The sequence below is a fragment of the Candidatus Accumulibacter sp. ACC012 genome, assembly GCF_907163155.1.
Lineage (GTDB): Bacteria > Pseudomonadota > Gammaproteobacteria > Burkholderiales > Rhodocyclaceae > Accumulibacter > Accumulibacter delftensis.
Genome location: NZ_CAJQUC010000021.1, coordinates 132006 through 154407, shown reverse-complemented (window position 1 = coordinate 154407; position 22402 = coordinate 132006). Strand labels below are relative to the sequence as shown.

At 63.3% G+C, this 22402-nt stretch carries 19 protein-coding genes and 3 pseudogenes; 13 read left to right on the top strand and 9 right to left on the bottom strand.

Annotated features, from left to right (window positions below):
* The first annotated feature begins 338 nt into the window (after positions 1–338).
* From QZ648_RS20590 to QZ648_RS20580, 3 genes are all read left to right on the top strand, one after another.
* Positions 339–527, top strand: coding sequence for a peptidylprolyl isomerase (locus QZ648_RS20590; RefSeq protein ID WP_291998156.1), 189 nt, complete (start codon positions 339–341; stop codon positions 525–527).
* Positions 524–883 (top strand): hypothetical protein, encoded by a 360-nt coding sequence (locus QZ648_RS20585; RefSeq protein WP_291998155.1) that lies wholly within the window; start codon positions 524–526, stop codon positions 881–883. Before QZ648_RS20590 ends, QZ648_RS20585 begins: the two co-directional genes overlap by 4 nt.
* Before the next feature lie 495 nt (positions 884–1378).
* Complete coding sequence (locus tag QZ648_RS20580; RefSeq protein WP_291998154.1) at positions 1379–4405, top strand: ankyrin repeat domain-containing protein; 3027 nt, start codon at positions 1379–1381, stop codon at positions 4403–4405.
* Positions 4406–4557: 152 nt separating this feature from the next.
* On the opposite strand, the pseudogene QZ648_RS20575 reads toward QZ648_RS20580, so the two are convergent.
* Positions 4558–4671 (bottom strand): annotated as a pseudogene (locus tag QZ648_RS20575) (aminopeptidase); the annotation flags it as partial.
* Positions 4672–4859: 188 nt separating this feature from the next.
* Here QZ648_RS20575 and QZ648_RS20570 point away from each other — a divergent pair.
* From QZ648_RS20570 to QZ648_RS20540, 7 genes are all read left to right on the top strand, one after another.
* Complete coding sequence (locus QZ648_RS20570; protein WP_291998153.1) at positions 4860–6413, top strand: hypothetical protein; 1554 nt, start codon at positions 4860–4862, stop codon at positions 6411–6413.
* 125 nt (positions 6414–6538) lie between these two features.
* Positions 6539–6766, top strand: a complete 228-nt coding sequence (locus QZ648_RS20565; protein ID WP_169067398.1) for a hypothetical protein — start codon at positions 6539–6541, stop codon at positions 6764–6766.
* A 216-nt stretch (positions 6767–6982) separates the two neighbouring features.
* On the top strand, positions 6983–7747 hold the full coding sequence (locus QZ648_RS20560) for a substrate-binding domain-containing protein (protein ID WP_169067397.1): 765 nt from the start codon (positions 6983–6985) through the stop codon (positions 7745–7747).
* A 365-nt stretch (positions 7748–8112) separates the two neighbouring features.
* Positions 8113–8307, top strand: coding sequence for a hypothetical protein (locus tag QZ648_RS20555; RefSeq protein ID WP_169067396.1), 195 nt, complete (start codon positions 8113–8115; stop codon positions 8305–8307).
* Position 8308: 1 nt separating this feature from the next.
* Positions 8309–8605, top strand: a complete 297-nt coding sequence (locus QZ648_RS20550) for a hypothetical protein (RefSeq protein ID WP_169067395.1) — start codon at positions 8309–8311, stop codon at positions 8603–8605.
* Complete coding sequence (locus tag QZ648_RS20545; protein WP_248595478.1) at positions 8542–9384, top strand: SIR2 family protein; 843 nt, start codon at positions 8542–8544, stop codon at positions 9382–9384. Before QZ648_RS20550 ends, QZ648_RS20545 begins: the two co-directional genes overlap by 64 nt.
* Before the next feature lie 94 nt (positions 9385–9478).
* Positions 9479–10528: a hypothetical protein gene (locus QZ648_RS20540; protein ID WP_169067394.1), complete on the top strand. Its 1050-nt coding sequence runs from the start codon at positions 9479–9481 to the stop codon at positions 10526–10528.
* A 455-nt stretch (positions 10529–10983) separates the two neighbouring features.
* On the opposite strand, the gene QZ648_RS20535 is transcribed toward QZ648_RS20540, so the two are convergent.
* Both QZ648_RS20535 and QZ648_RS20530 read right to left on the bottom strand, forming a co-directional pair.
* Positions 10984–11307 carry a type II toxin-antitoxin system HicB family antitoxin gene (locus QZ648_RS20535; protein ID WP_169067393.1) on the bottom strand — a complete coding sequence of 108 codons (324 nt, stop codon included), beginning with the start codon at positions 11305–11307 and terminating at the stop codon, positions 10984–10986.
* Positions 11297–11518 (bottom strand): toxin HicA, encoded by a 222-nt coding sequence (locus tag QZ648_RS20530; protein WP_169067392.1) that lies wholly within the window; start codon positions 11516–11518, stop codon positions 11297–11299. Before QZ648_RS20530 ends, QZ648_RS20535 begins: the two co-directional genes overlap by 11 nt.
* On the opposite strand from QZ648_RS20530, the gene QZ648_RS20525 reads away from it, so the two are divergent.
* On the top strand, positions 11484–11876 hold the full coding sequence (locus QZ648_RS20525) for a hypothetical protein (RefSeq protein ID WP_169067358.1): 393 nt from the start codon (positions 11484–11486) through the stop codon (positions 11874–11876). The genes QZ648_RS20530 and QZ648_RS20525 overlap by 35 nt on opposite strands.
* A gap of 2 nt (positions 11877–11878) precedes the next feature.
* Here the strand turns inward: QZ648_RS20525 and QZ648_RS20520 are convergent, their stop codons facing one another.
* Positions 11879–12778, bottom strand: a complete 900-nt coding sequence (locus tag QZ648_RS20520; protein WP_169067391.1) for a hypothetical protein — start codon at positions 12776–12778, stop codon at positions 11879–11881.
* A gap of 78 nt (positions 12779–12856) precedes the next feature.
* Positions 12857–18112, bottom strand: coding sequence for a DUF4157 domain-containing protein (locus QZ648_RS20515; RefSeq protein ID WP_291998152.1), 5256 nt, complete (start codon positions 18110–18112; stop codon positions 12857–12859).
* A gap of 383 nt (positions 18113–18495) precedes the next feature.
* Between QZ648_RS20515 and QZ648_RS20510 the strand changes: the two genes are divergently transcribed.
* Positions 18496–18753: a hypothetical protein gene (locus QZ648_RS20510; protein WP_169067389.1), complete on the top strand. Its 258-nt coding sequence runs from the start codon at positions 18496–18498 to the stop codon at positions 18751–18753.
* Here QZ648_RS20510 and QZ648_RS20505 read toward each other — a convergent pair.
* The 4 genes and pseudogenes from QZ648_RS20505 to QZ648_RS20490 form a co-directional block, all read right to left on the bottom strand.
* Positions 18750–18980 (bottom strand): hypothetical protein, encoded by a 231-nt coding sequence (locus QZ648_RS20505; RefSeq protein WP_169067388.1) that lies wholly within the window; start codon positions 18978–18980, stop codon positions 18750–18752. The two genes, QZ648_RS20510 and QZ648_RS20505, sit on opposite strands and share 4 nt — an antisense overlap.
* Positions 18981–19784: 804 nt before the next feature.
* A pseudogene (locus QZ648_RS20500) lies at positions 19785–19909 on the bottom strand (HU family DNA-binding protein); the annotation flags it as partial.
* Positions 19910–20032: 123 nt separating this feature from the next.
* A pseudogene (locus QZ648_RS20495) lies at positions 20033–20770 on the bottom strand (class III extradiol ring-cleavage dioxygenase); the annotation flags it as partial.
* Positions 20771–20861: 91 nt separating this feature from the next.
* Complete coding sequence (locus QZ648_RS20490) at positions 20862–21323, bottom strand: DoxX family protein (RefSeq protein ID WP_291998151.1); 462 nt, start codon at positions 21321–21323, stop codon at positions 20862–20864.
* Positions 21324–21429: 106 nt separating this feature from the next.
* Here QZ648_RS20490 and QZ648_RS20485 point away from each other — a divergent pair, with 106 nt between their 5' ends.
* Positions 21430–22329: a LysR family transcriptional regulator gene (locus QZ648_RS20485; protein WP_291998150.1), complete on the top strand. Its 900-nt coding sequence runs from the start codon at positions 21430–21432 to the stop codon at positions 22327–22329.
* Positions 22330–22402 lie beyond the last annotated feature (73 nt).

Below are 22402 nucleotides of genomic sequence, written 5' to 3'. Positions count from 1 at the left end.
GATTCGTTCCGCGAACCCGGTCCCAACGGCGGCAATGCGCAACACAGCCGACGCTCATGGCACATTCCGCCAATGACCGCAATGGCCGAGAACTGGACCGACAGCGAACAGAGCCCGGCGGCCGGTTCCGGATCAGTTAGGCGACGTTCGCGCCGGGCGATTTTTAGCCTCCTCTACGTATCTTGTTGGCCGGGAGCACCCCGTCAGCCTCGCGCGCGAAAGCAGCCGTTACCAAAAAGCATTGTTGTGGCCAACGACCGCCTACTGGCACTCCTGCGAACTCAGCCTCCCGGCTATGAACTGCCGTTCGTCCGTCCAACCACGTGGACTTTCAATTAGTGGTAGTTCGCTCATGGTCACTCAACGCCGACGTGTATTGGAGCCTGCATGTTGTCGAAATTGACAACGAGAGAGGCAAGGGCGATCACTGCCCTCTTGACGGCAAGGAGTTTCCCTATCGCTTCGCTGCGATCGATCAGCTGATCGAGGACTTCATCAAGGAAGTGGATAAAAGGAGGACGCGATGAGCAAATGCAGACTGACAATCACCTTGGGCTTAGACTGGCGAGGGGCCCTGCGCCAGGCTGGAAAGGCAGCGACAGCCTCGACCGATGAGGGAGAGACCCTCAACTTCGAGACGCCGGCAGCCTTCTTTGGAAGGTTGACCGAACGGCGCTGGGGCATCCTCCAGGCCATGCAGCACGACGGCGGTACGGTCGGGGTCCGCGAACTTGCACGCCGTCTTGGACGTGACGTGAAACGTGTGCACGAGGATGCAGCAGAACTCGTCACATTGGGGCTGCTCGAGCGCACCGAGGCCGGCGCCTTGCGCTGTCCGTTTTGTGACATCCATGTCGATATGCACATGGCTACGGCAGCCTGAGCACTTGCCGCCGGGCGGGTTACGGCGACGGCGACGGCCGGATGTACTCAGTCACGCACGCGCCGCATGGCGGTCATTGAAAAATCCAGATTCCAGATTTCGGAGAACGCCGGCTGGTTGGCGCAGAAGCCTGCTTCCATTCCGAAAAGCCCGTAGGTAGGACGTTTTCCCGCTCGGGTGCCCCCACTGTGGCGGCGCGATGCGGATTATCACCGTCATCACCGACGGCCCGACAGTGCGCACAAGCGATCCCGAGGCCCGGCCGGCAGCGGACTACGAGCTCAATCAGCGCGTCGCCTGGTAGTGAACCGCGCCCTCGCGTCGTCGACTCGCCGGCGTCAAGCCGCCGAGCTACGCTGCGCGAGCAGACACCTCATGCGGTTCGACTTCGCCGCCCATGCCCGCAGAGTCGCTGTCATTGAATAAATGGCCAGGACCGACTGCGGCGAAGTAGGATCCGGCTTCCTTGTCACACCCTCCACGCCGAAACTCACCGTGAAAATTCTTGAATACACCGGCCTTGACACCTCGCGCGTCAAGGCCAGCTACCGCAAGGTGGCTGATGCCATCGCCCGCAACGACTTTCGTGCCGCACAGGTCAAGAAGCTGGTCAATCTCAGCCACGGCAGGTTCTACCGCGCCCGGCTCGACGACGCCGACCGGCTGCTGTTCTCGCTGCTTCGCCACGGCGACGAAGTCTGCGCGCTGATGCTGGAAGTGATCGCCAATCACGACTACGACAAGTCGCGCTTTCTGCGCGGCGCGGCGATCGACGAGAGCAAGATCCTGGACATCGACGCCGACGCGGCGATCGCTGAAGCCCTGCCGGTGCGCTACCTGCACCCGGAGCGGACAACGATTCACCTGCTCGACAAGCCGATTTCCTTCGACGACACGCAAGAGGCGATCTATCGCCAGCCAGCACCGCTGATCGTCGTCGGCAGCGCCGGCAGCGGCAAGACGGCGCTGACCCTCGAGAAACTCAAGCACGCCGAAGGCGAGGTGCTCTACGTCACGCACTCCAGCTACCTCGCGCAAAGTGCCCGCGACCTCTATTACGCGAACGGCTTCGAGCACGGCGGCCAGGAGGCCGTTTTCCTCTCCTACCGCGAATTCGTCGAGTCGATCCGCGTGCCGCCGGGTCGCGAGGCAAGCTGGCGCGACTTCGCTGGCTGGTTCGCGCGCCTGCGGCAGACCGTCCGGGAATTCGACGGCCATCAGGTGTTTGAGGAGATCCGCGGCGTGCTTGCGGCCGGCGCCGGCGGCGTCCTCGCGCGCGCCGACTATCTGGCGCTCGGCGTGCGCCAGTCGATCTTTCCGGTCGATCTGCGCGAGCGGCTTTACGACCTCTTCGAAAAGTACCGCGCCTGGCTCGCCGAGGCGAAGCTCTACGACCTGAATCTGGTCGCCCAGGACTGGCAGGCGCTGGCGGCACCGCGCTACGACTTCGTCGTCGTCGACGAGGTACAGGACATCACCACGGTGCAACTGGCGCTGGTCCTCAGGACCCTGAAGCGGCCGGGCCACTTCCTGCTCTGCGGCGATTCGAACCAGATTGTCCATCCCAACTTCTTTTCCTGGAGCCAGGTCAAGAGCCTGTTCTGGAAAGACCCGAAGCTGGCCGAGCGGCAGGAACTGCGCGTACTCACCGCCAACTTCCGCAACGGGCTCGAGGCCACCCGTGTCGCCAACCAGTTGCTGAAGATCAAGCACCGGCGCTTCGGCTCGATCGACCGCGAGAGCAACTTCCTCGTGCAGGCGGTTGGCGGCGAAGCCGGGCAGGTCGCGCTGATGCCCGACAAGGACGCCAGCAAGCGCGAGCTCGACCAGAAGATTCGCCAATCGACGCAGTTCGCCGTGCTGGTGATGCGCGACGAGGACAAGGCCGAAGCCAGGAAGCACTTCGCAACGCCGCTGCTCTTCTCGATCCATGAAGCGAAAGGGCTCGAATACGACAATATCGTCCTCTACCGCTTCATCTCCGACCACCGCGCCGAGTTCAGCGAGATCGTCGACGGTGTGGAGGCGGCCGATCTGACCGCCGATACGCTGGACTACCGGCGGGCGAAAGACAAGACCGACAAGTCGCTGGAGGTCTACAAGTTCTTCGTCAATGCCCTCTACGTGGCGCTGACCCGTGCGATCAGGAATGTTTACGTGATCGAGTCGGATACCGGCCATGCCCTGTTTGGGCTGCTCGAAATGAATCTCGGGCAGGTCAAGGTCGAAGCCGGGAAGTCGAGCCTCGAAGACTGGCAGAAGGAAGCGCGCAAGCTCGAACTGCAGGGCAAGCAGGAACAGGCGGAGGCGATCCGTCGCACGATCCTCAAGCAGACGCCGGTTCCCTGGCCGGTTTTCGGCGAAGCGAAAGTCGTCGAGCTGCTGGTCAAGGTGTTCCGCGAGCAGCTCCCCGGCGCCAAAATGAAGCAGCAGCTCTATGAATACGCGACCTGCCATGACGAACCGCAACTCGCCACATGGCTGGCTGAGGAAGCGAAGTTCGAGCAGGCGGCGAACTTCGCGCAGCAACGCGCGACCTTCGGACGGAAGACCTACGTTCCCTACTTCGCCAGCCATTTCAAGGACATCCTGAAGCAGTGCGAGCAGTACGGGAGCGAGCATCGGCTGCCGATGAACCTGACGCCGCTGATGGCGGCGGCGGCGGCCGGCAACGTCGCCCTGGTCGAAGCCTTGCTCGAACGCGGCGCCGACCGCGATGCCGTCGACCACTATGGGTACAACGCGCTGCACTGGGCGCTGCGCGAGGGATTCCGCGATGCGAAGTTCGCCCGCGGCCCACTCGCCGCGCTTTACGAACAGCTCGCCCCGATGAGCGTCGACGTCAATACCGGCGAACGCCTGGTTCGCCTCGACCGGCACCTGTCCGAGTACTTCCTCTTCCAGACGCTATGGGTTCTCTTCAAGTCGCGCTTCACCCATTGCCAGCGGCGGAGCAACGGCGCCTTCGAGAACAAGCCGATTCTCGATGCCTGGCTGCATCTGCCGGCCAATATCGTTCGCCCGGAGCGCAACCGGCGCTCGCATCTCAACGGCGTGCTCGCCCGCAATGAAGTGGACCGCGATTACGCGTACAACCGGGCGCTCTTCAAACGCGTCGCCCAGGGCTGGTATCAGTTCAATCCAAAACTCGCCGTGCGTCGGCGCCAGGGCGAGGAGGAGATCTGGATGCCGGTCTACGCGGCGCTCAATCTGCCGCTGATCAACGAGTTCTCCCGCCAGAATGACGGCGACTGGCGGGACGGCATCCCCGAGGCCATCGACAGCTATCTCACACTGGCGGGGCTGCCACAGCGCAGCCTGCCGATCGCCACCGAACGCGCCAGGGCGCAGGAGAAAAAACGTCTCGCCGAAGCGCGAGCCCTCCAGGCGCAGCGCGCGGCAGCGCGGGCGGCGGAGCGGGCGGCTGCGGCGGAGCGGCTGGCCCGCTGGGGCTCGGCCGAGGCCAAACGCATCGAGCTCGAACGTGTCCGACGGGAGATCGAGGCGCGCAAGAAGGGCTGACCGAACGGACGCCTGCGCGCCGCAGAAGTGATGCCGGTACGGCAGACGAGACGGTGGCTGGCTGCTGACAGTCGGCGCTGGCTGCGCAGGGCGGTTGCTGCGGACAGCCGCTGCATGCCCGATCCGCAAGCCTGAGGGCACACTCCGTCGCGCCGGTCGTAGTAGCCACGGTAGCTGACGCAGCCGACCTCTAGCAGGCAGCAGCGCTTGGCGTGCAGAGAAAACTCCGGTGCAGCGAACACCTTCCACACCACGTAAGGCGATTTCTGTCAAAGAACCTACCATCTTGCTTGTCTTTTCGCCCGTTTTCTGTGTTGCGACAACAGTTACATAGCGCGGCCGTTGGCCGCAACCAAAAGGAGGTGTCGCCCCCGCTACCGCCGGATTTAATTTGCGAGGACAATATCCTCAACCCCACGCAGGAGGTAGACCACCGCACGGCAAGGGAGGCGACATGGACATTTTCCTCAAGAAGCACGAAGAGTCAATCCTGGGTGTGGTCGAAGGATTCGAGCGGATCATCTTCGAGGGCTACCTGAGCTCGATGTTTCCGGATGGCGCGTTTGGCCGCTACCTGTCCAAGCGAGGCGTGCTGCTCAAGGATGCCGGGACGTTCTTCGAAAGCGAAACCAAAACGCTCGTCGAACACGCCAAGACGACCGCCGAAGAGGCGGGGCGTCCCTACCTCTTTCTCGCCTCCGCGCACACGCACGCCAGCGGTCGATCGAAGGAAGCGATGGCCCGGGCCATCGCCGAGCAAGACGGCATCAGCGAAGGCCTGGTCTGCATCTTCTCGGTCCTCGAACCGTGCCTCTCGTTCGCCGTCGCCGGCAATCGCCAGACACAAGGTCTGGAAGTCGTTCGGCGCAATCGTCACTGCCTGCACCTGTACTGGTATCCGATCGACCCGGTTTTTGGCTGGATGCACGTGCGTATCCAGACCTGGGCAGCGTACGCCACTCAGATTTACGTCAATGGCCGGGAGTGGCTGTGTCGGCAACTGCCGCCAGTGGGTGTCGCCTTCGAGCGGAGCGACAACAAGATTCTCTGGGTGTCGGATTTCGAAGCCACCGCGGCACTTGCCGAGCAGCTCAACCACACCGACTGGCCTGCGTTCCTGATTCGCCAGGTGGCCAGCGTCAATCCGCTCTTGCCGGCCATCGCCGCGGCGAAATTCGACGGCTACTGGTTTGGCATGGACCAGGCAGAAGTGTCCACCGATATCCTGTTCAAGTCCAGAGCCGATCTCGAACGTATCCACCAGGACCTCGTCCATGCCGCCATCACCGGCTTCGGTGCCACGGACATCATGCGCTTTCTTGGCCAAAAACCTCATCACCTCTTCACGGGCGAGGTCGTGATCGACAGCAAGAAGCGGCCCGAAGGTTGCCGGATCAAGTTCCGTATCCGACGCAACTCCGTCAAACTCTACGATCATCTCAACGTCTTGAGAATCGAGACCACCCTCAACAATCCGGCAGAGTTCAAAATCCTCACCTCGTCCGAAAATGCCGAGAGCCAGGTCGTCTGCCGGTGGTCGCCGATGCGCAAAGGGGTCTCGAATTTCTGGCGCTATGCCGAAGTCGCTCACGGTGCCAACTCGCGCCTGATCGACGCCTTGGCCAATGCTCCTCCCCTTCAAGGTCAGGCGATCGAGGCCATCGATCGCCTGTGCCGGTCACAGAGCAAGGCCGGTCGGCATGTCGCCGCTTTCAACCCGGTCACCGCGGAGAATGTCGCTCTGTTCACCTCGCTGCTGGCCGGCGAGTTCGCCATCAATGGCTTCCGAAACCGCGATCTCCAGGGCAAGCTTTACTCGGTCCCTGCCAATAACCCCGCCGAAATCAAGCGGCGTACGCATCGAACCAGCCGCCTGATCGCCAAAGTCACCAACTCTCGTCTCTACCGGGTCACGCAAAACGGCGTGAAAGCAATGTGGGCCGCCGTCCGCTGCCGCCGTATCGACTTTCCAGCCGCCTTCAACATGTCAGAATCATTCGCGCAATAGCGACAAGTCTTGCGGGGGAATTTCATAGTTCGCCTACGCGCCTGTTGTCGCGCCTTGAAGCCGACCGAAAATCCGACGCAATCTGGTACGTTCTTTTCCGGCAATCGCCTTAACAGAAGTACGCATTGACGATTTCGGTGAGCAGCCGCTGGACTGCGATACAGAAGAAATTGGCGGCAATCGGCGATCTGGCGGTGATGCGGTACGCGGTGGCGTTCGCCTTCTTGGTGGCCGACTGGTGCCAGAACCCGTCTGTTGCTCTCCAGCGGCTTCCCGCCCGAACGGCTATCGACGCCCATCGTCGCCGATCAATGAGCGTCGATCCGCTCGCTCAATTCATGCAAAACGATTGACCTTGGGTGGCCCCGCCTTACAATTCCCATGGCTACCGCCAGTGCGGCGGTTCAGTTCAACAAGGTTTATCTGCCGCGAACCGCCCACGGTTGATGAGTGGGGCGCTGTCGGGGGCGGCAGATAAACGCTATTCGTTAGGCATCAGAATGGCCGTTCTTCAGCTACGCAGAACGCGAGCTCATCGGACAGGACTCCATCAGTCAACGGAGGTATACATGAAACCGGTTTCAGTCGTAGCTCTCTTGATCCGCATCCTCTGCGCAGGTGCTGCGGCAACTTGCCTTCATGCCACAGCAGCCAACATCAGTGTTCTAGCGCCGAATGCGACAAAGGAGTCAGTTTCAGAGGCAGTGACAAACTTCGAGAAGTCCTCCGGTAATACGGTCATCGTTAGTTGGGCAGGCACGGAAGCAATCACGAAGCGAATCACTGAAGGCGAAGTAGCAGACGTCGTCGTCAATGCGGCGCAAAACATCGATCGCCTAACCACCGAAGGCAAGTTGTCGCAAGGCAGCCGCACCGACTTTGCCAGGTCATCTATCGGCGTGGCGGTCGCGCCGTCCGCACTTCGACCCGATGTTTCCTCGATTGAGGGACTTAAGTCCGCACTGCTGGGCGCCAAGTCCATCGTCATCTCCTTGGGCACAAGCGGACGCTATCTGTCCGACCTCTTCAGCAGCTTGGGTGTGGGTGAGCAGATCAAGGCCAAAGTCAAGCAACCGCCCTCCGGCGCTCAAATCGGTGACATACTGGCTGCCGGTGAGGCCGAGCTTGGGTTCCAGCAGATCAGTGAATTGCTCCACGTCAAGGGCATCCAGTTCCTCGGTCCCATTCCCGAGGAGATTCAGAACTACACGATCTACTCTGGCGCAGCGCACAGTCGAGCGCCCAAGCCAGAAGCGGCTCAAGCCTTTCTGAGAGCGCTACGGCAGCCGGAAACGGCCGCCGTTGTAAGGAAATCTGGAATGGAGCCGCTGTAAGTATGCGTGGCGTTATCGCCTTTTGACGTCTAACTCAAACGTTGAGGCTGCAGAAGCGCGGCTTCGAACTTCCGTTTTTCGGGAGTCCGTGTGGCGCCTTTGGGTCGAAAAGGTCAGTAGCGTTGGTCAGCAAGCGGTCATCCGGAGTCATCGACTTCGCTTTTTTCCGCGAACGCGGTTGAAAGGCGGCAATGCGGAGTCCAGCGGATGCTCAAGACGCATTCCCCCCAATGACTGCAGCGCCAGAGAACTGGTCGTTGATTGGTCCGACGACGATATGGGGGCTACCATGCCTATACAGCACACCCAACTTGTGAGGTATATCACAGAGGCTGGCGAGAATGAGTCCCTCGAAGGAGGTGCAAATGGAAGCGAACGCCGCAGCGAGACTGCTCGCCGCGAAGCAGATCGCGCTCTTCTGTGGCGCTGGCATCAGTCTGGATCCACCGGCCGGACTTCCCGACTGGCATGACCTGCGCGACCTGACGATCGCCGCTGTCGCGACCCGCGACCCGCGACCCGACCTCCGCCGCCTACATTGGCCGCCTCACCGCGGTTGAAATGCTCGCGCAGGCGGGCAAGCGTGGCATGACGCCGGAGTTGGTGGCGAGCGTCCTCGCGGACGCGACGCCCGCCTACTTCGATTCCCTGGGTGCCCTGCACGACGGCGAGCCGAACGCGAATCACGAAGCGGTGGCGGCGCTCGCTGCGGAGGGGCTTGTTCAGCACGTAGTCACCACAACTTCGACGGCTTTCTCGAAAAGGCGCTCCGACAACGCGACGTGCCGTTTCGCTTGTATCGTACTGACGCAGAATTCGCCTCGTTCACGCCTGCCGCCGAGGATGTTCACCTGCTGAAAATTCACGGCTGCATCACGATTCCCGCGACGATCACTGCGACCGTTGAGCAGGAAGGGAGTGGGCTTCGCTCTACGATCCGGGCGGCACTCGAACGGCTGCTGGTCTCGCACTACTTCCTCTTCTGGGGCTACAGCGGCGCTGATCTCAAGATCGATATTGACTACCTCGGCATGGTCAGCCTGCTCGATCGGGCCCGTGGTTTCTTCTGGAGCTGTTTTCGCTCGAACGAGTACCAGGAGAAACCGCATCCGCTCGTCGTCGAACTCGCCCGGATGTACGGGGGCCGCGCACTGGTCGCTGCGGGGCTCGCGCCCGACGCGATTGCCGCCGTGCTTCCGGAAAGCTTGCGGCCTGTCGCCACCGCGGTCGCGACGGAGGAGAGGCTTGCGTGGCGCTATGCGAAGCGCGCCCGTCTGGCATCCGCGCTCGATGAATGGGCGACGCGGCACATCAGTCCGCCAACCGCATGTCGCGCCATCGGTAGCCTGCTGAACGTGGAGGGGAGCCACAGCGGGGCCATTGCCTGCTTCCACCGGATGCGTGAGTTGGCGCTGGGCCTCGGCTCAGTGGAGTTGGCCTGCCAGGCGAACCTGCTCTCCGGTGCCGCTTTCCGTAACCACGGACAATTCGTCGATGCCTATGCCCATCTGAAAGCCGCGGAGCAGCAGGCCCGCGCGCTCGGCGTGTGGCCGGGGATCTATTCGGCGCTCGTCGAGCTTGGCTCCCTACACACGGGCCTGGGGGCGCAATACCGATGCGCTCAATGCGTGGCGTGATGCCGAGGCCCTTGTGCGTCAGGCAGCCGCCGGTAAGGGGCCTACCGAGGCGATCGTCCCACTCAACCTGTACGAAGCGCTCGCGCGCGCCTAGTTGCGGCTTGGCTATGGCAAGCCATTTCTCGAGCACCTCGATTACGTCGAGCGTAGCGCCCGCGAGGCGGGCGACAAACGGAGCCTGTCTCGGATTCTCAATCTTCGGATGGTTGGCCAGCTCGAATTCGTCGAATGGGCCGACGCCGTTGCCACGGGCGAAGAGTGGCTCGCGCTGGTCAGGATGCTCGGCTACCGTAGGGATCTGCGCTACGTTCTCCTGAACCTCGCGGCGGCTCGCCTGATGACCGACGGCAGCGAACGCGCACGTGCGGATCTTGACGAAGCGGCGGGGATCGCGAAGGTCGAGCCGAACGGATCTCTGGATTTTTCGATCGCGATGTTGTCGGCGACGCTACTGGCGAAAGAGGGGCGCGACGAAGAGGCGAGGGAGAGCGTCCGAAGGGCAGTCGAGCTCGGATTCAGTGTGCAGGATGACTACCAGACCGCCTTGGCACTGTCGTCTTATGCATCGATGATGCGTGCGGTCGACATGCCGGTGACACAGCGTGTGCCCCTCATGATTGCCGCGCTCGACGTGCTGGAACGGTGTGGGGACGCCCAGCGCGCCGCCACGGTGGCCGAGGATATCGGTGACGCACAAGCGGAAGCGCCGGGTCTCGAGGCGGTTGCCGTGCGATCGTATTGGCGGGCGATGGCGAACTGGCGCCTGCGCAACATCGCCGAGCGCATGCCGGCGTTGCAGGAGAAGCTGCAGCGCTGCACCAGCCGCGCGACCGGAAGGCCCGTGCCGGCGATGGTCGAACTGCTCGAGGGTGCGGCCTCGTCGCAAGCGGTTCGCGACCTGCAGCGGCCGCAGCAATCGGTCCGCGCGCGACTGGAGGCGGCGCGCTTGCTGGAGGCCGATGGCAAGCTCGAGAGCGCGGCGCCGCTGTATCTCCTGGTGGGGAACTCGCTCCTCAAGGACCTGCAGCAGCCACAGGAAGCCAGGCCATGGCTCGAAACCGCGCTGCAGCTCTTCACGCGCGCGCAGATGGACGCGCAGGTCACACAGACGCGTGAACTCCTCGCGCTGTGCGGTGAGGTGTAATGCTCTGACCCTCGACGCTCACGAAAACTGACTCTTTTTTGCTCACGAAAATTGACCCACCGTTGGCGCGCGCCAACACTCAGGTTTTCGCCTCGGAGCGGGGTCAAGGGCGGGCTGCGGTTTTTGCAGCCCGGCGCAGCGTACCCTTGACGCCGCGTAGAGGCGAGTACGCTCGGGAATGGCTGTGTGCGCGGCACTTTCGCGCGCATGGCCATGACGACCAGGGGGGTCCGTTTTTGTGAGCAAAAGTGGGTCCATTCCTGAGATCGTCAAGGTCTGACCGACCAAACACCGCTGCCGATTTCTTATCAGTTAGCCGACATTCGTGCCGGGCGATTTTTCCCCGCGTCTACGTCTCTTGATGGCCGACAGGACTCCCCCAGCATCTGCGCCGAAAGCAGTCCATCACCATCTGGCGGCAGGTGTAGCCAGATTGTTAGCGAACGTCGTGGCCGTCAGCCAGCCAGCTTTGCACTGGCCAGCCTGTTCAGGCTCACGCCTTGCTCAGCCGCCTGCATGGCCAATGAGCGATGGACTTCTGGCGGAGTTCGGACACGGAACTCACCGCTGTAGTGTTTTTCCGCCAGAGCTACAGGAATGGTCTCGCCAGCCGTTGTCATGTCGGCGGCGATATCGGATACCACCTGACGGATCCCCTTCAGCGCTGCCTCTGGCGTCGCTGCGAGCCACGACAGCGACGGGAATTCAGCGCACAGGGCAAGGTGCTCGCCGTCCTCGGGCGACCAGGTGACACGGCAGGTGTAATGATCAACGTTCATTGCGCATGTCCTCCAACTTATCAATTGCCGTTAGCACCTGCCGAACCTGATACCCCTTCGCCCTGCCTTTGTCGTCCTGGATGTTGATCCGGGGATCGCCCACCCAAGGCGTCTTGAAGATCGCAAGACTCGTACCCGATTGGCGTGGCTTCGCGAAGTGCTCCTCGCAAACCTTCATGAGATCTCCGAAGCGGACGTTCTCCGGCGACATCGGTCACATTGACCGCCGGGACGAGGCCGATCTCCACCGAGTACGGGCCGTTCGGCTCAGGGGGGAGCTTGATCGTATCCACGATCCCGGCATTGCTGGTCGGCGTGGAGGGCTGCGTCGTCATGCCAATCTCGAACACACCGAGGGTGGCGGCCTCGCTCGACGTGATCCGCACTGCAGCGCGCGCGGCGCGGCCGCCGGGTCATCGTCACGCGCGTGCTGGTCAGGTAGCGCTGCGGCGACGCGCCGAAACCGCGACCCGCGTCACGCCGCGATGGAGCGCTTCTCGATCGATCGGCGCTCGCAATGGAGCGTGGGTGAAAGCTGCATCTGTTCATCGCTCGCCTTTCGTTCCTGAGCCTATCGCGCCCAGGCAGGCGGCGCGAGCGGCGGCGGTGCGTAGGCATCGTCCAGGCGAATCTCGCGTCCGTCGCGAATCGTCCAGCATTCGAGTCCGCGCAACCACAACTGGTGAAGATGATCGCCGATTTCGGTCTCGTCGAGAAAGACGAAGCCAACATTGTTGAGCCTCTTGCCCCTGACCTCCCCGCGCACCGCGCAGGCGTCGAGCATTTCCCGCGCCGAGAGGCTACGCCCAAGCACGGCGACTTTCAGCACGCCCCTTCGTTCTTCGAGAACCCCATTGAAGTCATGCCGCAGCAGATAGCCATCCTTGATGAAGCCGCCCTGCGGTTCGCTGCTGAGCGCGATGTGACCGGGCTTGGCTTGCTGCAGACTGGTGGCGGCGTCGGCCTTCAGGTCGTGGAACTGGACGAAGGAAAGATCACCCCGGCGCGTCAGCTTGATCGGACAGTAGTCGAGCCACCGATCCGATACCAGGCGCCGGTGGCCTTTGCCCTTGATGGCTGCAAAGGCGCCGTGCAGGCGATGACGGTTGGTAAAGCCCGGCGGGAGGTAATCGGGATCGATGGCTTGCCACTCGGGATGCAGCGTGTAGAAGGATGCGAGCTCGAAATCGAGCTCGCCCAGCCAATCGATGATCGGTTCGGACTCCGGCGGCAGCGGCAGTGTGACCTCCACCGTCAGGCCGGGGTAGACGGCGAGGCGCCGCTGCCCGTCCCACACCGCCTCGAAGCACTTGGAGGCGTCGCCGATCCGATCGGGCCACCCGGGCGCGATCGCTTGCGCGGCGTAATCGGTTTCCAGCGTTTCCGGCAGCGACTCGTGGAAGTACGACTGCTCGCTGATCTGTCTTGCCAGCGCATTGATGTCTTTTCCGGACAAGCTTAGTTCAATCACCTTTGTCGCCCTCGTCTCCATCTTGCTGCAATCTTGAGCGCGCTTGCCAAGCGCACCGGGGTCTTCGATCGCGGCGGCTCAAGGCTCCGCCTCGCGCGCAGCCTTCGACTTCTTCGCCGCGGCGGCCAGCCCGGCCAGCACCGTCCGATAGTTCGCGCCGGTGACCGAAACCATCTTCCCGTTGTCGTCGTAGACGCGGAACTCCAGGGACGCGTTCTTCTTCAGCCGATCCGTCATGAATACGACGTTCGCATTGGAGGTCAGGAAATCGGGATTCAGGATCACCCATACGACCATGCGAATCGTTCGCGGCGTCGCCTTGGCCCCTGCCGCGCCCGGCATCATGACATCCTTGCCCTGTAGCGCGAGGTGCGCGTCCAGTTCGCCCCTTTCGCGCTCGCCGACCGGCGAGGAGAGGTTCTTGATTTCCACCAGATCGGCCTGTTCGTCGCCCACGAGCTTCAGCAGGTCGAGATTGCGATCCTGACCGAGGTCGGTGCCCGAGTACCGATCGGAGATATCCTTCTGGCTGACGCTGAACTGCGTCTTGTCGCCGGTTTGCGCGAACCAGTGGGTGTGCCACTTTTCGCCCAGGCTACCGATGTCGGCGCTGTCGAGCTGGCGCGTGATGCGGAGCAGACGCTCGTGGCTGGCGGCGATCTGGGCCTCGCGCGGATTAATGCCCTGATCGATCAGCGCCTGGTAGCGCGGTGAATCCGCCAGGGACTTGGGATCGATCAGGTGGGGCAGGATGACTTCATCGATGAAGTGCTGCTTGGTCGTGTGCCGAATCGTTCTGATCTTGAGTCCGGTCGGCGAATCGCCTCGTGAATCCCCGCCTTCCGTTTGCTTCATCTTGTCGATGATCGCGACCTTGTCGACGCCGAGTTCGCCGATCACTTTGGTGAACTTGCCGAACGATGACTTCGCCTCGCCGCCACCGAGCTCGCCGTAGGCTTCGTCCCAGGTCTTGGCGTCGAATGACGCCGAATCGCTGTCTGCTTTCTCCGCGATCGGGCGGATGAACTTCGAGGGTTTCGACTTGTCTGCAGCCTTGCTGTAGGCGTCGTGGTCGAACCAGAAGTGCGGCGCCTTCTCGTCCGTGCGTATGAGCGTGAGCCCGCCGGTCGTGTCCTCGCGCCAATGATGTCCTTTCGGCGCGTCTCCCAACCCGATCGAAGTCGCTTTCAGGGCACCTGCGGACGCGTTCTCGGCGATCGGGCGAATGGCGAGCTTTGCATCGCCCGCCTTGCCCTTGGCGATCTCCGCTCGCAGGATGTCCTGATTGAGGAAGTACCCCGCTGCCTTCTCGTTTTGCCATACCAACTCGAGCTGCCCCTCGCGCTCTCGCCAGTAGTGCCCCGTCGGAGTCGCCTGATCCAGCCCGAGCGTCTCTGCCCGCGCGAGTCCAGCCGATTTCTTCCGGGCGGCGATGAAACCCTGACCGGCCTCCAGCGAGTCGAGATCGCGCATGTGCTGCAGGATCTGCTTGTCGATGTCGGCGATGTGCCGGTCGATGATCGCGTTGTCAATTTGCTTGTCGATCAGGCGCCGCGCGTTGAGATCGATCGCTTCCTGCCGGGCGAGAAGATCGTCGCGGATCTCGGTCAGCTTCTTGATTTCCAGCTCGGCCTCGAAGCCCTTGCTGCCGTACTGCGGCGTCTGCGTGAAGCCGAGCAGGGAAATCGCGCGCGCGAGCAGGCTGCGCACCGACCCGCTGAAGCCCTCATACTTGCGCAGTGTACGCACCGTGGGTAAGTGCAGCTCGATGTCGCGCGCGGAGGCCTCGCTGCCGTGATGTATCCGCACCTTGCCGTTGTCGTAATGGACCCGCACTGTCGCCGCGTCGCCGCCACGCAGCGTCGGATCCTGGAACAGCATCACCTTGCCGGCGAGGTCGCCCATCGCCGCCAGCAGCTTGGCACGCTCTCCCGGCGTCTTCAGGCGGAACGGCTCGCCGCCGAACGCTGTCTTCGCCTCCTCGGGCACCTTGGTTTCGAGCTTGGTCGTGAACGGATCGAGCATCTGGTTCAGCGTGCTCTGCTGATGGAAGGCGTTGCGGAACGCGATCATGACGTCGTAGTCCTGGCTGGACTGCGTCTTGCCGAATCCCTGCGCTTCCATATCGGCGATATGGCTGTCCATGGCGGCCAGCATGTCCGCGCGCGCGTCCGGCGAGGCGTTCGCCAGCTCGCGCGCGAGATCGGCCGCCTCGGCGATGGTTGCCGGCGGCTTCTGGTTGATCTTGTCCAGCACCGCCTTGACGCTGGCATCCGCTGCCTTCGCGCCGGCCATCGCCGCCGGGGCGGAAATCACCGACTCGAAGAGCTGCTTGATGTCCTCGACGATGGGAACGCCGAGATAGCCCATCATTCGCGCCGTGAAGAAGTCTCCGGTTTCGGCCGCTTCCTTGAGGAATGCCGCCACGGTGAGAGCGGCCGTAATGTCGCTTCCGCCGGCGACTTTCATCGCCTTGCCGATCCCCAAGGACAATATGCTGCCGATCGGTCCCAGACTGGCCAGCACGCCGAGCCCGAAGCCCATGCCGAAAGCTTTTGTCAGCACCTTGGCGATTTCCGCTGGCTCCAGCATCTTGTCGAACACCTTGCCGATGCCGTGCTCGACATTCATCATATGGATGATCGCCGCGACGCGCAGCGCCGAATCGCCCTCCTTGAAGAAGAAGTTGAGATAGTCGAGCATCGCGCCTTGCAGCAGTTCGGTACCCGTCGGAGCCGTCTTGCTGCTGCCACGTCCGGGCATGGCGATGGCCTCGCGCGCGTCCCGGTCGGCTCGCTCGAGGCTGGAAGTCTGCGAGGTCTGGGCGCCCTCCAGCGCGGGCGTCGGCCCCACGTGCCGCAGTGTTCTGGCATTGCTGAATTTGCCGGGGGAGGACACCGTCACCAAGGCCGAATGCGTGCTCTTGAGGGTCGCGGCGTGCTGGCGCTGCGCCAACAGGTAATCCGCGACCTCGGGCGTGGCCGTCTTCTGCTCGTAGGCGATGGTTTTTCCCGAGAGGTAATCGGGAACTTCGACCAGATAGCTCCAACCTTCCTTGGCCTCGACCTTGCGCAGTCCCAGCACCGGCAGCGGTGCCGGGGTAAGCCCCTGCTGGTGGGCAGCCTGCGTCTGCAGGAAGGTCGGCACGCTTGCGGCACGCGAGAACTGGGCCGAACTGGTCTTGGCGCCTTCTGCGGCGACCTTGCTGCGGGAGGCCTCCTCGCCGCCCGTGGTCAGGGAGGACGCGCTGCCGTAGAGCTCCGCGAACTCGTATCGCGCATCGCTGGCACCGGTTCCGGAAAGCGCCTGCTTTCGGCGCATGGTCTGCTGCGCGATCACGCTGCCGAACTCGCGCTCAACCCCGGTGCCGACGAAAAGTCCGAGCAGGCCCATGGTCTGCTTCATGGTTTCGTAGCGCAGCCAGGCCGTCATCATGTCGCCGCTCACCGAGAGCGTGCCGATGGCGGTTGCCTGGTGGATACCGTGCCACAGGTCCAGCGCGCCGGCCTGCTGGATCATGGCCTTCTCCGCCTCGATGCCGAAGAGGCTGAACCAGTGCTTGTGTACTTTCGCGAACTCGGGCAGGTTGTATTTCGATTCCTCGTGCGGCGGGACGATCTGGGCCAGTTGCTCCTGCAGGCCCTTGCTTTGCCTGTTGATCCGATCCGCGAGGTCGTGCTGTGCCTCGGCCGCGAAGCCCTCTGTGGTCTTCGGAAACGCCACTTGCGGCTTGATCTCCGCCCCTTCGGCCTCCTCGCTCAGCCCGCTTTCCTTGAAGAAGGGATCGTCCACCCGATCGGCCATGTTGAGCGGCTGTGCCGCCAGCAGCGATTTCGTGTCGCCGAGCGCGGTGCGCGTGTCTTCCTCGCTTCTTGCCGTCCTACGGATTTCCGAGAGCGTCTTTTCCACGCTCGTGTCCAGCGGTGTGGGCGCCGTCGGATCGTCGTTCATCTTCATCAGCTTGTCGTTGACGAGCAGCGCCCGACGCGCCAGCTCGCTGCGCATCCGGTAGTTCTCAGCCTGCTCGTCTCGCGATGCGCGCGGATCGAACTGGTTGCGGAGATCGACGAGCGTGCTGACCAAACCCTCCAGCTCCAGCATCAGCAGGCTCTTGCCGTCGCTGAGGGCGGCGACGATGCGCGCCAGGTCCTGCGACAGCTGCACGAAGGCCGTGTCGCTGCTGCCGGCCACCGCGCTGAGATCGGGGTCGGCGTCGATATCGGGGCCGTGCGCGTGCTCCTGCAGGCTCAAGGCCACGAAATCGGCCGAATGTGAGACGAGCCGCCCGTAAATGTACTCGAAGCCGAAGTTGGTGACCTGGATGTCGCCCGGTACCGAGGGCATCAGTTCGTAGAGCTTCTTCACTGCCCCGGCGAGATCGAAGGGCTGGTAGGCTCCGCCGACGGTGAGGCCGTCGGTCAACTCCGCCATCTCGTCCGCCGCCGCGTTGACCGCGCCCTGGTTGCCCGCGTCCAGATTCAGCCCCTCGCTGCTCTCGGCGCAGGCCGACTTGACGCGTGCCTTGAAATCCGGGAGATCTCCGGTCGCCTCCGCGTACACCGTGTAGAAAGCGATGGTGAAATGCGGCCGGGATCGGTGTGCCGACAAGGGAAGCTGGTTAAGTCGCGTGACGTCCTCGGGCGCGCGGCGGATGCGCTGTTCACCCTCTTTTTCCTGGAGGACGTGGGTCAGTTCGTGGGCGAGCAGGCGCCGCCCGGCGTCGCTGTCGGGCGCGAACTCGCCGACGCCGAAGACGACCTGATCACCGTAGGCATAGGCACGCGCGCCGATCCGGCGCGCCGAATCGGCGGCCGCCGCGTCGTCGTGGATGCGAACGTCACCGAGATCACGACCAAAGCGTGGCTCGAACAAGTCACGCACGCTCGCGTTCAAGGCCCGGCCGCTGTTCCGGTCCGGAACGGCGAAGGAGGCAGTGGGCGCCGCGCCCGACGCTGTGGGTTTTCGTGACAGGGAAGGGCTGCGCGTGTCGCGCTCCGCCTTCGCCGACGCCCACGCGCCGGCCGAGTTCACGAACGGAGACGTCGCCAGCGGCCCGCCTCTCGGCATACGCATGACCTGGTCCGCCAAGCGGTCGGCTTCCTCCTCGTCCGGATCTTGCGGACGACTGACGGTGAGCTTTGCTCGAACGCCGTGCAGAGCGAACGCTGCCGCGTGTGTCTCGTTGGTTCGGGAGTGGGGCGGTGTCGATTCGCCTGCCTGCGGAAAAGCCGATGCATTCGACATCACGCGATCGGCGATCGCATCGCCCGGCACTGCGCTTGCGTCGGTCGGTTGGGCCACGGCGGCAGGGCGACGTTCCAGGTAGCGCGGCATGCCCGAGTTCGTCGCCGGGCGCGCGGCGTCCGCCGATTTGGCAACCCCGTCGGAGACACGCCTGCGAGAGAGAGCAAGTTTGCTCATTTCATGCCCCGTCACTGTCGGTGGCTCGCGGCCATGAACCGGACCAGAGAAACATGGCCCGGCACGCCTCGTCGCGCCCTCGCAAAAGGCTCGCATGGCGCCGTAGGTCAACGCCCTGCGTGGCATGCCTTCATGGTTTCTGCGAAAGCCCGGCGGCCGCGTAAAGGAGAGGAAATCCAACCGGCCTTCGGAGAGTATGGCTGACGCCGCGTGCAGCCGTCAATCGCCGATCTTGGGCCGGCATGCGTCACCATTTGCAGAAGAGCCCTTCCAAATGGCACCCCGAGCACTGCCTGATGCCGGAAGAGCAGGAAACCCGCGGGAAACCGGGAAACCGGGAAACCCGGCAGAGTGCCACCTTCCGCATCCGAATCTTGTGGCGCTTCGTCAAGGTGAACGTGCAGCGCACCCACCTACCCTTTTGTAAATCAGGCAGGCAGTTTTTTGATTGGCAACCATTCGTCGAGGCGACAATTGGGCCAGGTGGGAAGATTTTCCACATTGTTGGTGAGCGGCAGGCTGGGGTCGTGCAGTGGCTGGAGATTGCGGCTTAGTCGTTGAGGATCTGACGGCAGAATTGGCCGAGATTGGCGAATCGCTCCCTGTCGGTGGTGAAGCCTTCTATCGTTGGCAGGGAATGTTTCATCGCCAACCTCGGTCGTTTCTTGTTTTTGACGGAAGCGTCGATCGTGTGGATGAAACGTTCCATCTTTTTCATGAAGCGTTCTATCAGCGACATGAAACCTCCCATGTTTTTCATGGAATGATCGATCGTCGGCATGGACCCTTGCTTCTCCGGCATGGATCGATCGATCCGTCCCTGGAATGGGCACCCCTGGCCGGCACAATGACCGGGATGGTCGCCGCCGGCCAGAGGGCTGGCTTTACGGGGCTTCGGTGCTCTTCCTGGTCTTGCGGGCAAAGCGGCGACCGAGGTCGTCGAGGGTTTCTTCGAGTGCGCCGGTGTGGATGTGGTGGACTTTGGCGTACTGGCCCACCAGCAAGGCTCGGACGTAGGCTTCGCTGCCGGCGGCGAAGTAGCTGTCGTCGATCCGGCGGCCCAGGGTTTCGGCGGCGTGGCGAATGGGGTAGAGCGCTTCGATGAGCTGGACGGCGACGCGGAATTCTTCGAGGCCCAGGCTGCCGGGGAGAATTTCCGGATGCGCTTCGGCGTTCGGCGTTGCTTGCGAGAGAGGGCGCGAAGCGGAGCGATCGTCGCTAGTGTCGTATTACACGCAATATGGGACCTCTAAATTACGGCTACCGCGTCGGTTTCGCTCCGCTGTCAGGTTTACTGAAAGGCTTGTCGGGAACGAGGAATGAGGAGTGCGGCACTACACCAGCCCACACGTCATTGCGAAGAGGCGCAGCCGACGTGGCAATCCAGTTCCATCCTCTAACTCTTTCCCGCCGCATTGACCTATTCACAACGCGAAAAACCAAAGCTCTGGATTGCCGCGTCGGCTGCGCCTCTTCGCAATGACGGTGGGTGGGAGATGCTTGCCGAACGTCTCATCCAGAATGCATCACTACCGTAGGGAGTGCTCGCAATAGGGCGGCACTCCCGACAACCGTGAAGTGGAAGCACTCGCTTTTCGGGGACCGGAACCGTGGCGCCGGTTCTTGGATCGCGCCCGCTCCTCGCTGGGTGGTGGTTCAGACGGAAGCTTCCGTACCACGAATTTCGCCGCTATCGCCTTGCGCAAGAGAGTGCCCGCCGGCGTCGAGGATTTCCTTCGCCACGATGCCGTCATCCCGGCCTTCGCGACCTTCGCGACCTTCGCGACCTTCGCGACCTTCGCGACCTTCGCGGCCGGCTCTTCCGAAAACAAAGCTGTCCATCGCCAGCACGCGGTGCGTGATGCCGCCATCGATCACCGTCGCCGGCAGGGACGTGGCAGCCGCGCCGGCGGCCACCAGCAGTGGCCAGAAATGCTCGGCGGTTGGATGCGCGCGTTGGGCATACGGGGCCAAGGCGAGGGTCTGGCGCAAGCGCGTGCTGTCGCCGGCGACAAGGGCTTCGCGAACCCAGGCGGCGAATTCGGCCACATAGGCCTCTTCATGACCGTGGTGCCCGCGCTGGCCGTGGGGGCCGTGGGCGCCGCGAACCTCGTTGAGGTTGTGGGTCAGGCTGCCCGAACCGACGATCAACACGCCGTCGTCGGCGAGCGGCGCGAGCGCCTGACCGAAGGTCCACGCCGAATCGGCGTCCAGCCGTGACGGCAGCGAGACCTGGAAGACCGGCACGTCGGCCGCGGGGTAAAGGTACAGCATCGGCACCCAGGCGCCGTGGTCCAGACCGCGGCGCTCGTCCGCTCGCGGCGACCAGCCGGCTTCCTGCAGCAGATCGAGCGTGCGACGCGCCAGCTGCGGGTGACCGGCCACCGGGTAGTCGATCTCGTACAGCGCCGGGTCGAAGCCACCGAAGTCGTGGATCGTCCTCGGCCGTTCCACCATCCCGACCTGCGGACGGGGCGTCATCCAGTGCGGTGACACGATCAGCACCGCGCGGGGCTTGGGCAGTTCGCGACCCAGGGCCGTCAGTCGCGGCCCGGCCAGGCCGGGCTCCATCGCGAAGCTGGGGGCGCCGTGCGAGACGAACAAACTGGGTAGACGTTCCATGGCGTCGCTCCTGGTCGGATGAGTGTTCGCGCGCTGCGCTTCAGCGCGCGCCGCGCGCGGCCAGCAGGGCATCCAGCGACCCTCGACCCGCGCCGCTGATCAACAGCGAGAGCGATGCGGCGAGCAGTGCCAGGGCGAATTCGTAGCCGTTGTTGGCCATGAACAGGCCCTTGTCGATATGCACGCTGAAGATCGCGACAAGCATGGCGAACACCAGGGTCGCTGAAGCAGGACGAAGGAGCAGCCCGAGGATCAGCGCCAGACCGCCGAAGAACTCGGCACTGCCCGCCAGCAAGGCCATCAGGTAGCCCGGCGTCAGGCCGAGCGAGGCCATGAACTGGCCGGTACCTTCGAGGCCGTAGCCGCCAAAGGCGCCGAACAGCTTCTGCGCACCGTGGGCAACGAAGATGATGCCCACGGGAATGCGCAGGGCCAGCGCGCTCCAGCCGGCGTTGGTAGCGACGATTCGTTGCAGGAGGGAAGTGGTGTTGGCGGTGCTCATGGGGTGCTCCGGACAAGGGTGGTCAAGCGAAGAGCGCATTGTAGAAATTGCCTCTGGACAGATAAACATGCTTGAATGCGATTCACTGTTCCGAATTTCGAGACCAATGGACCGATTCGAAGCCATGCGGGTTTTCGTCGCCGTGATCGACGCCGGCAGCTTTGTCGGCGCCTCCGACGCGCTGGCGCTGTCCAAGGCGGCGGTATCGCGCCATGTCGCGGATCTGGAATCGCGCCTGGGCGTGCGCTTGATACACCGCACGACCCGCAAGTTGTCCTTGACGGCCGAGGGCGAGGTCTTCCATGCGCGTTGCGAGGAACTGCTCGCCGGCGTCGAAGAGGCGGAAGCCGAAATCACCTCGGTCAGCGGCGAGGCCACGGGAATCCTGCGCATCAACGTCCCTTTCACTTTCGGCCACTTGCATCTGGCGCCGCTATGGGTCGAGTTCATGGCCCTGCACCCGAAAGTGACGCTGGACGTAACGCTGGCCGACCGCGTGGTGGATCTGGTCGAGGAAGGCTTCGACATGGCGGTGCGCATCGCGCGCCTGCCCAACTCCACGCTGATCAGCCGCCAGCTCACCTCGGCGCGCCTGGTGTTGTGTGCCTCCCCCAGCTATCTGCGCAATCACGGCACGCCGGCGCATCCGTCGGAGCTGGCGCAGCACGCGGTCGTCGCCTACAGCCTGTTCTCGATGGGCGACAACTGGCCGTTCACGGGGCCACAAGGCACGCTGTCGGTGAAAGTGTCACCGCGCCTGCGCACCAATAACGGCGACACCTGCCGGGTCGCCGCGCTGCGCCATCAGGGAATCGTGTTGCAACCTTCCTTCCTCGTCGGCCCGGATCTGATCGCCGGAACCCTGGTCGAGCTGTTGCCGGCCTACCGTTCGATCGAACTCGGCGTGTACGCGGTTTACCCATCGCGCAAGTTCGTCGCGCCGAAGGTTCGCCTGCTGATCGACTTTCTCGCCGACTCTTTCCGGATGCAGGCCTGGCCAGGATAGGGGCTATTGGAATTTCCGTGGCGAGGCAGCCACGGCACAGGTTCAGGGGAGCTGCACGCTGAGTGCTATCCGA

Bases quoted from the DNA above. Each gene is read 5' to 3' on its own strand.
- QZ648_RS20550 (WP_169067395.1), top strand. From the start codon at position 8,309: ATGCTCGCGCAGGCGGGCAAGCGTGGCATGACGCCGGAGTTGGTGGCG.
- QZ648_RS20560 (WP_169067397.1), top strand. From the start codon at position 6,983: ATGAAACCGGTTTCAGTCGTAGCTCTCTTGATCCGCATCCTCTGCGCA.
- QZ648_RS20570 (WP_291998153.1), top strand. From the start codon at position 4,860: ATGGACATTTTCCTCAAGAAGCACGAAGAGTCAATCCTGGGTGTGGTC.
- QZ648_RS20585 (WP_291998155.1), top strand. From the start codon at position 524: ATGAGCAAATGCAGACTGACAATCACCTTGGGCTTAGACTGGCGAGGG.
- QZ648_RS20530 (WP_169067392.1), bottom strand. From the start codon at position 11,518: ATGTCGCCGGAGAACGTCCGCTTCGGAGATCTCATGAAGGTTTGCGAG.
- QZ648_RS20555 (WP_169067396.1), top strand. From the start codon at position 8,113: ATGGAAGCGAACGCCGCAGCGAGACTGCTCGCCGCGAAGCAGATCGCG.
- QZ648_RS20510 (WP_169067389.1), top strand. From the start codon at position 18,496: ATGCCGGAAGAGCAGGAAACCCGCGGGAAACCGGGAAACCGGGAAACC.
- QZ648_RS20525 (WP_169067358.1), top strand. From the start codon at position 11,484: ATGAGATCTCCGAAGCGGACGTTCTCCGGCGACATCGGTCACATTGAC.
- QZ648_RS20505 (WP_169067388.1), bottom strand. From the start codon at position 18,980: ATGCCGACGATCGATCATTCCATGAAAAACATGGGAGGTTTCATGTCG.
- QZ648_RS20535 (WP_169067393.1), bottom strand. From the start codon at position 11,307: ATGAACGTTGATCATTACACCTGCCGTGTCACCTGGTCGCCCGAGGAC.
- QZ648_RS20515 (WP_291998152.1), bottom strand. From the start codon at position 18,112: ATGCCGCGCTACCTGGAACGTCGCCCTGCCGCCGTGGCCCAACCGACC.
- QZ648_RS20490 (WP_291998151.1), bottom strand. From the start codon at position 21,323: ATGAGCACCGCCAACACCACTTCCCTCCTGCAACGAATCGTCGCTACC.
- QZ648_RS20485 (WP_291998150.1), top strand. From the start codon at position 21,430: ATGGACCGATTCGAAGCCATGCGGGTTTTCGTCGCCGTGATCGACGCC.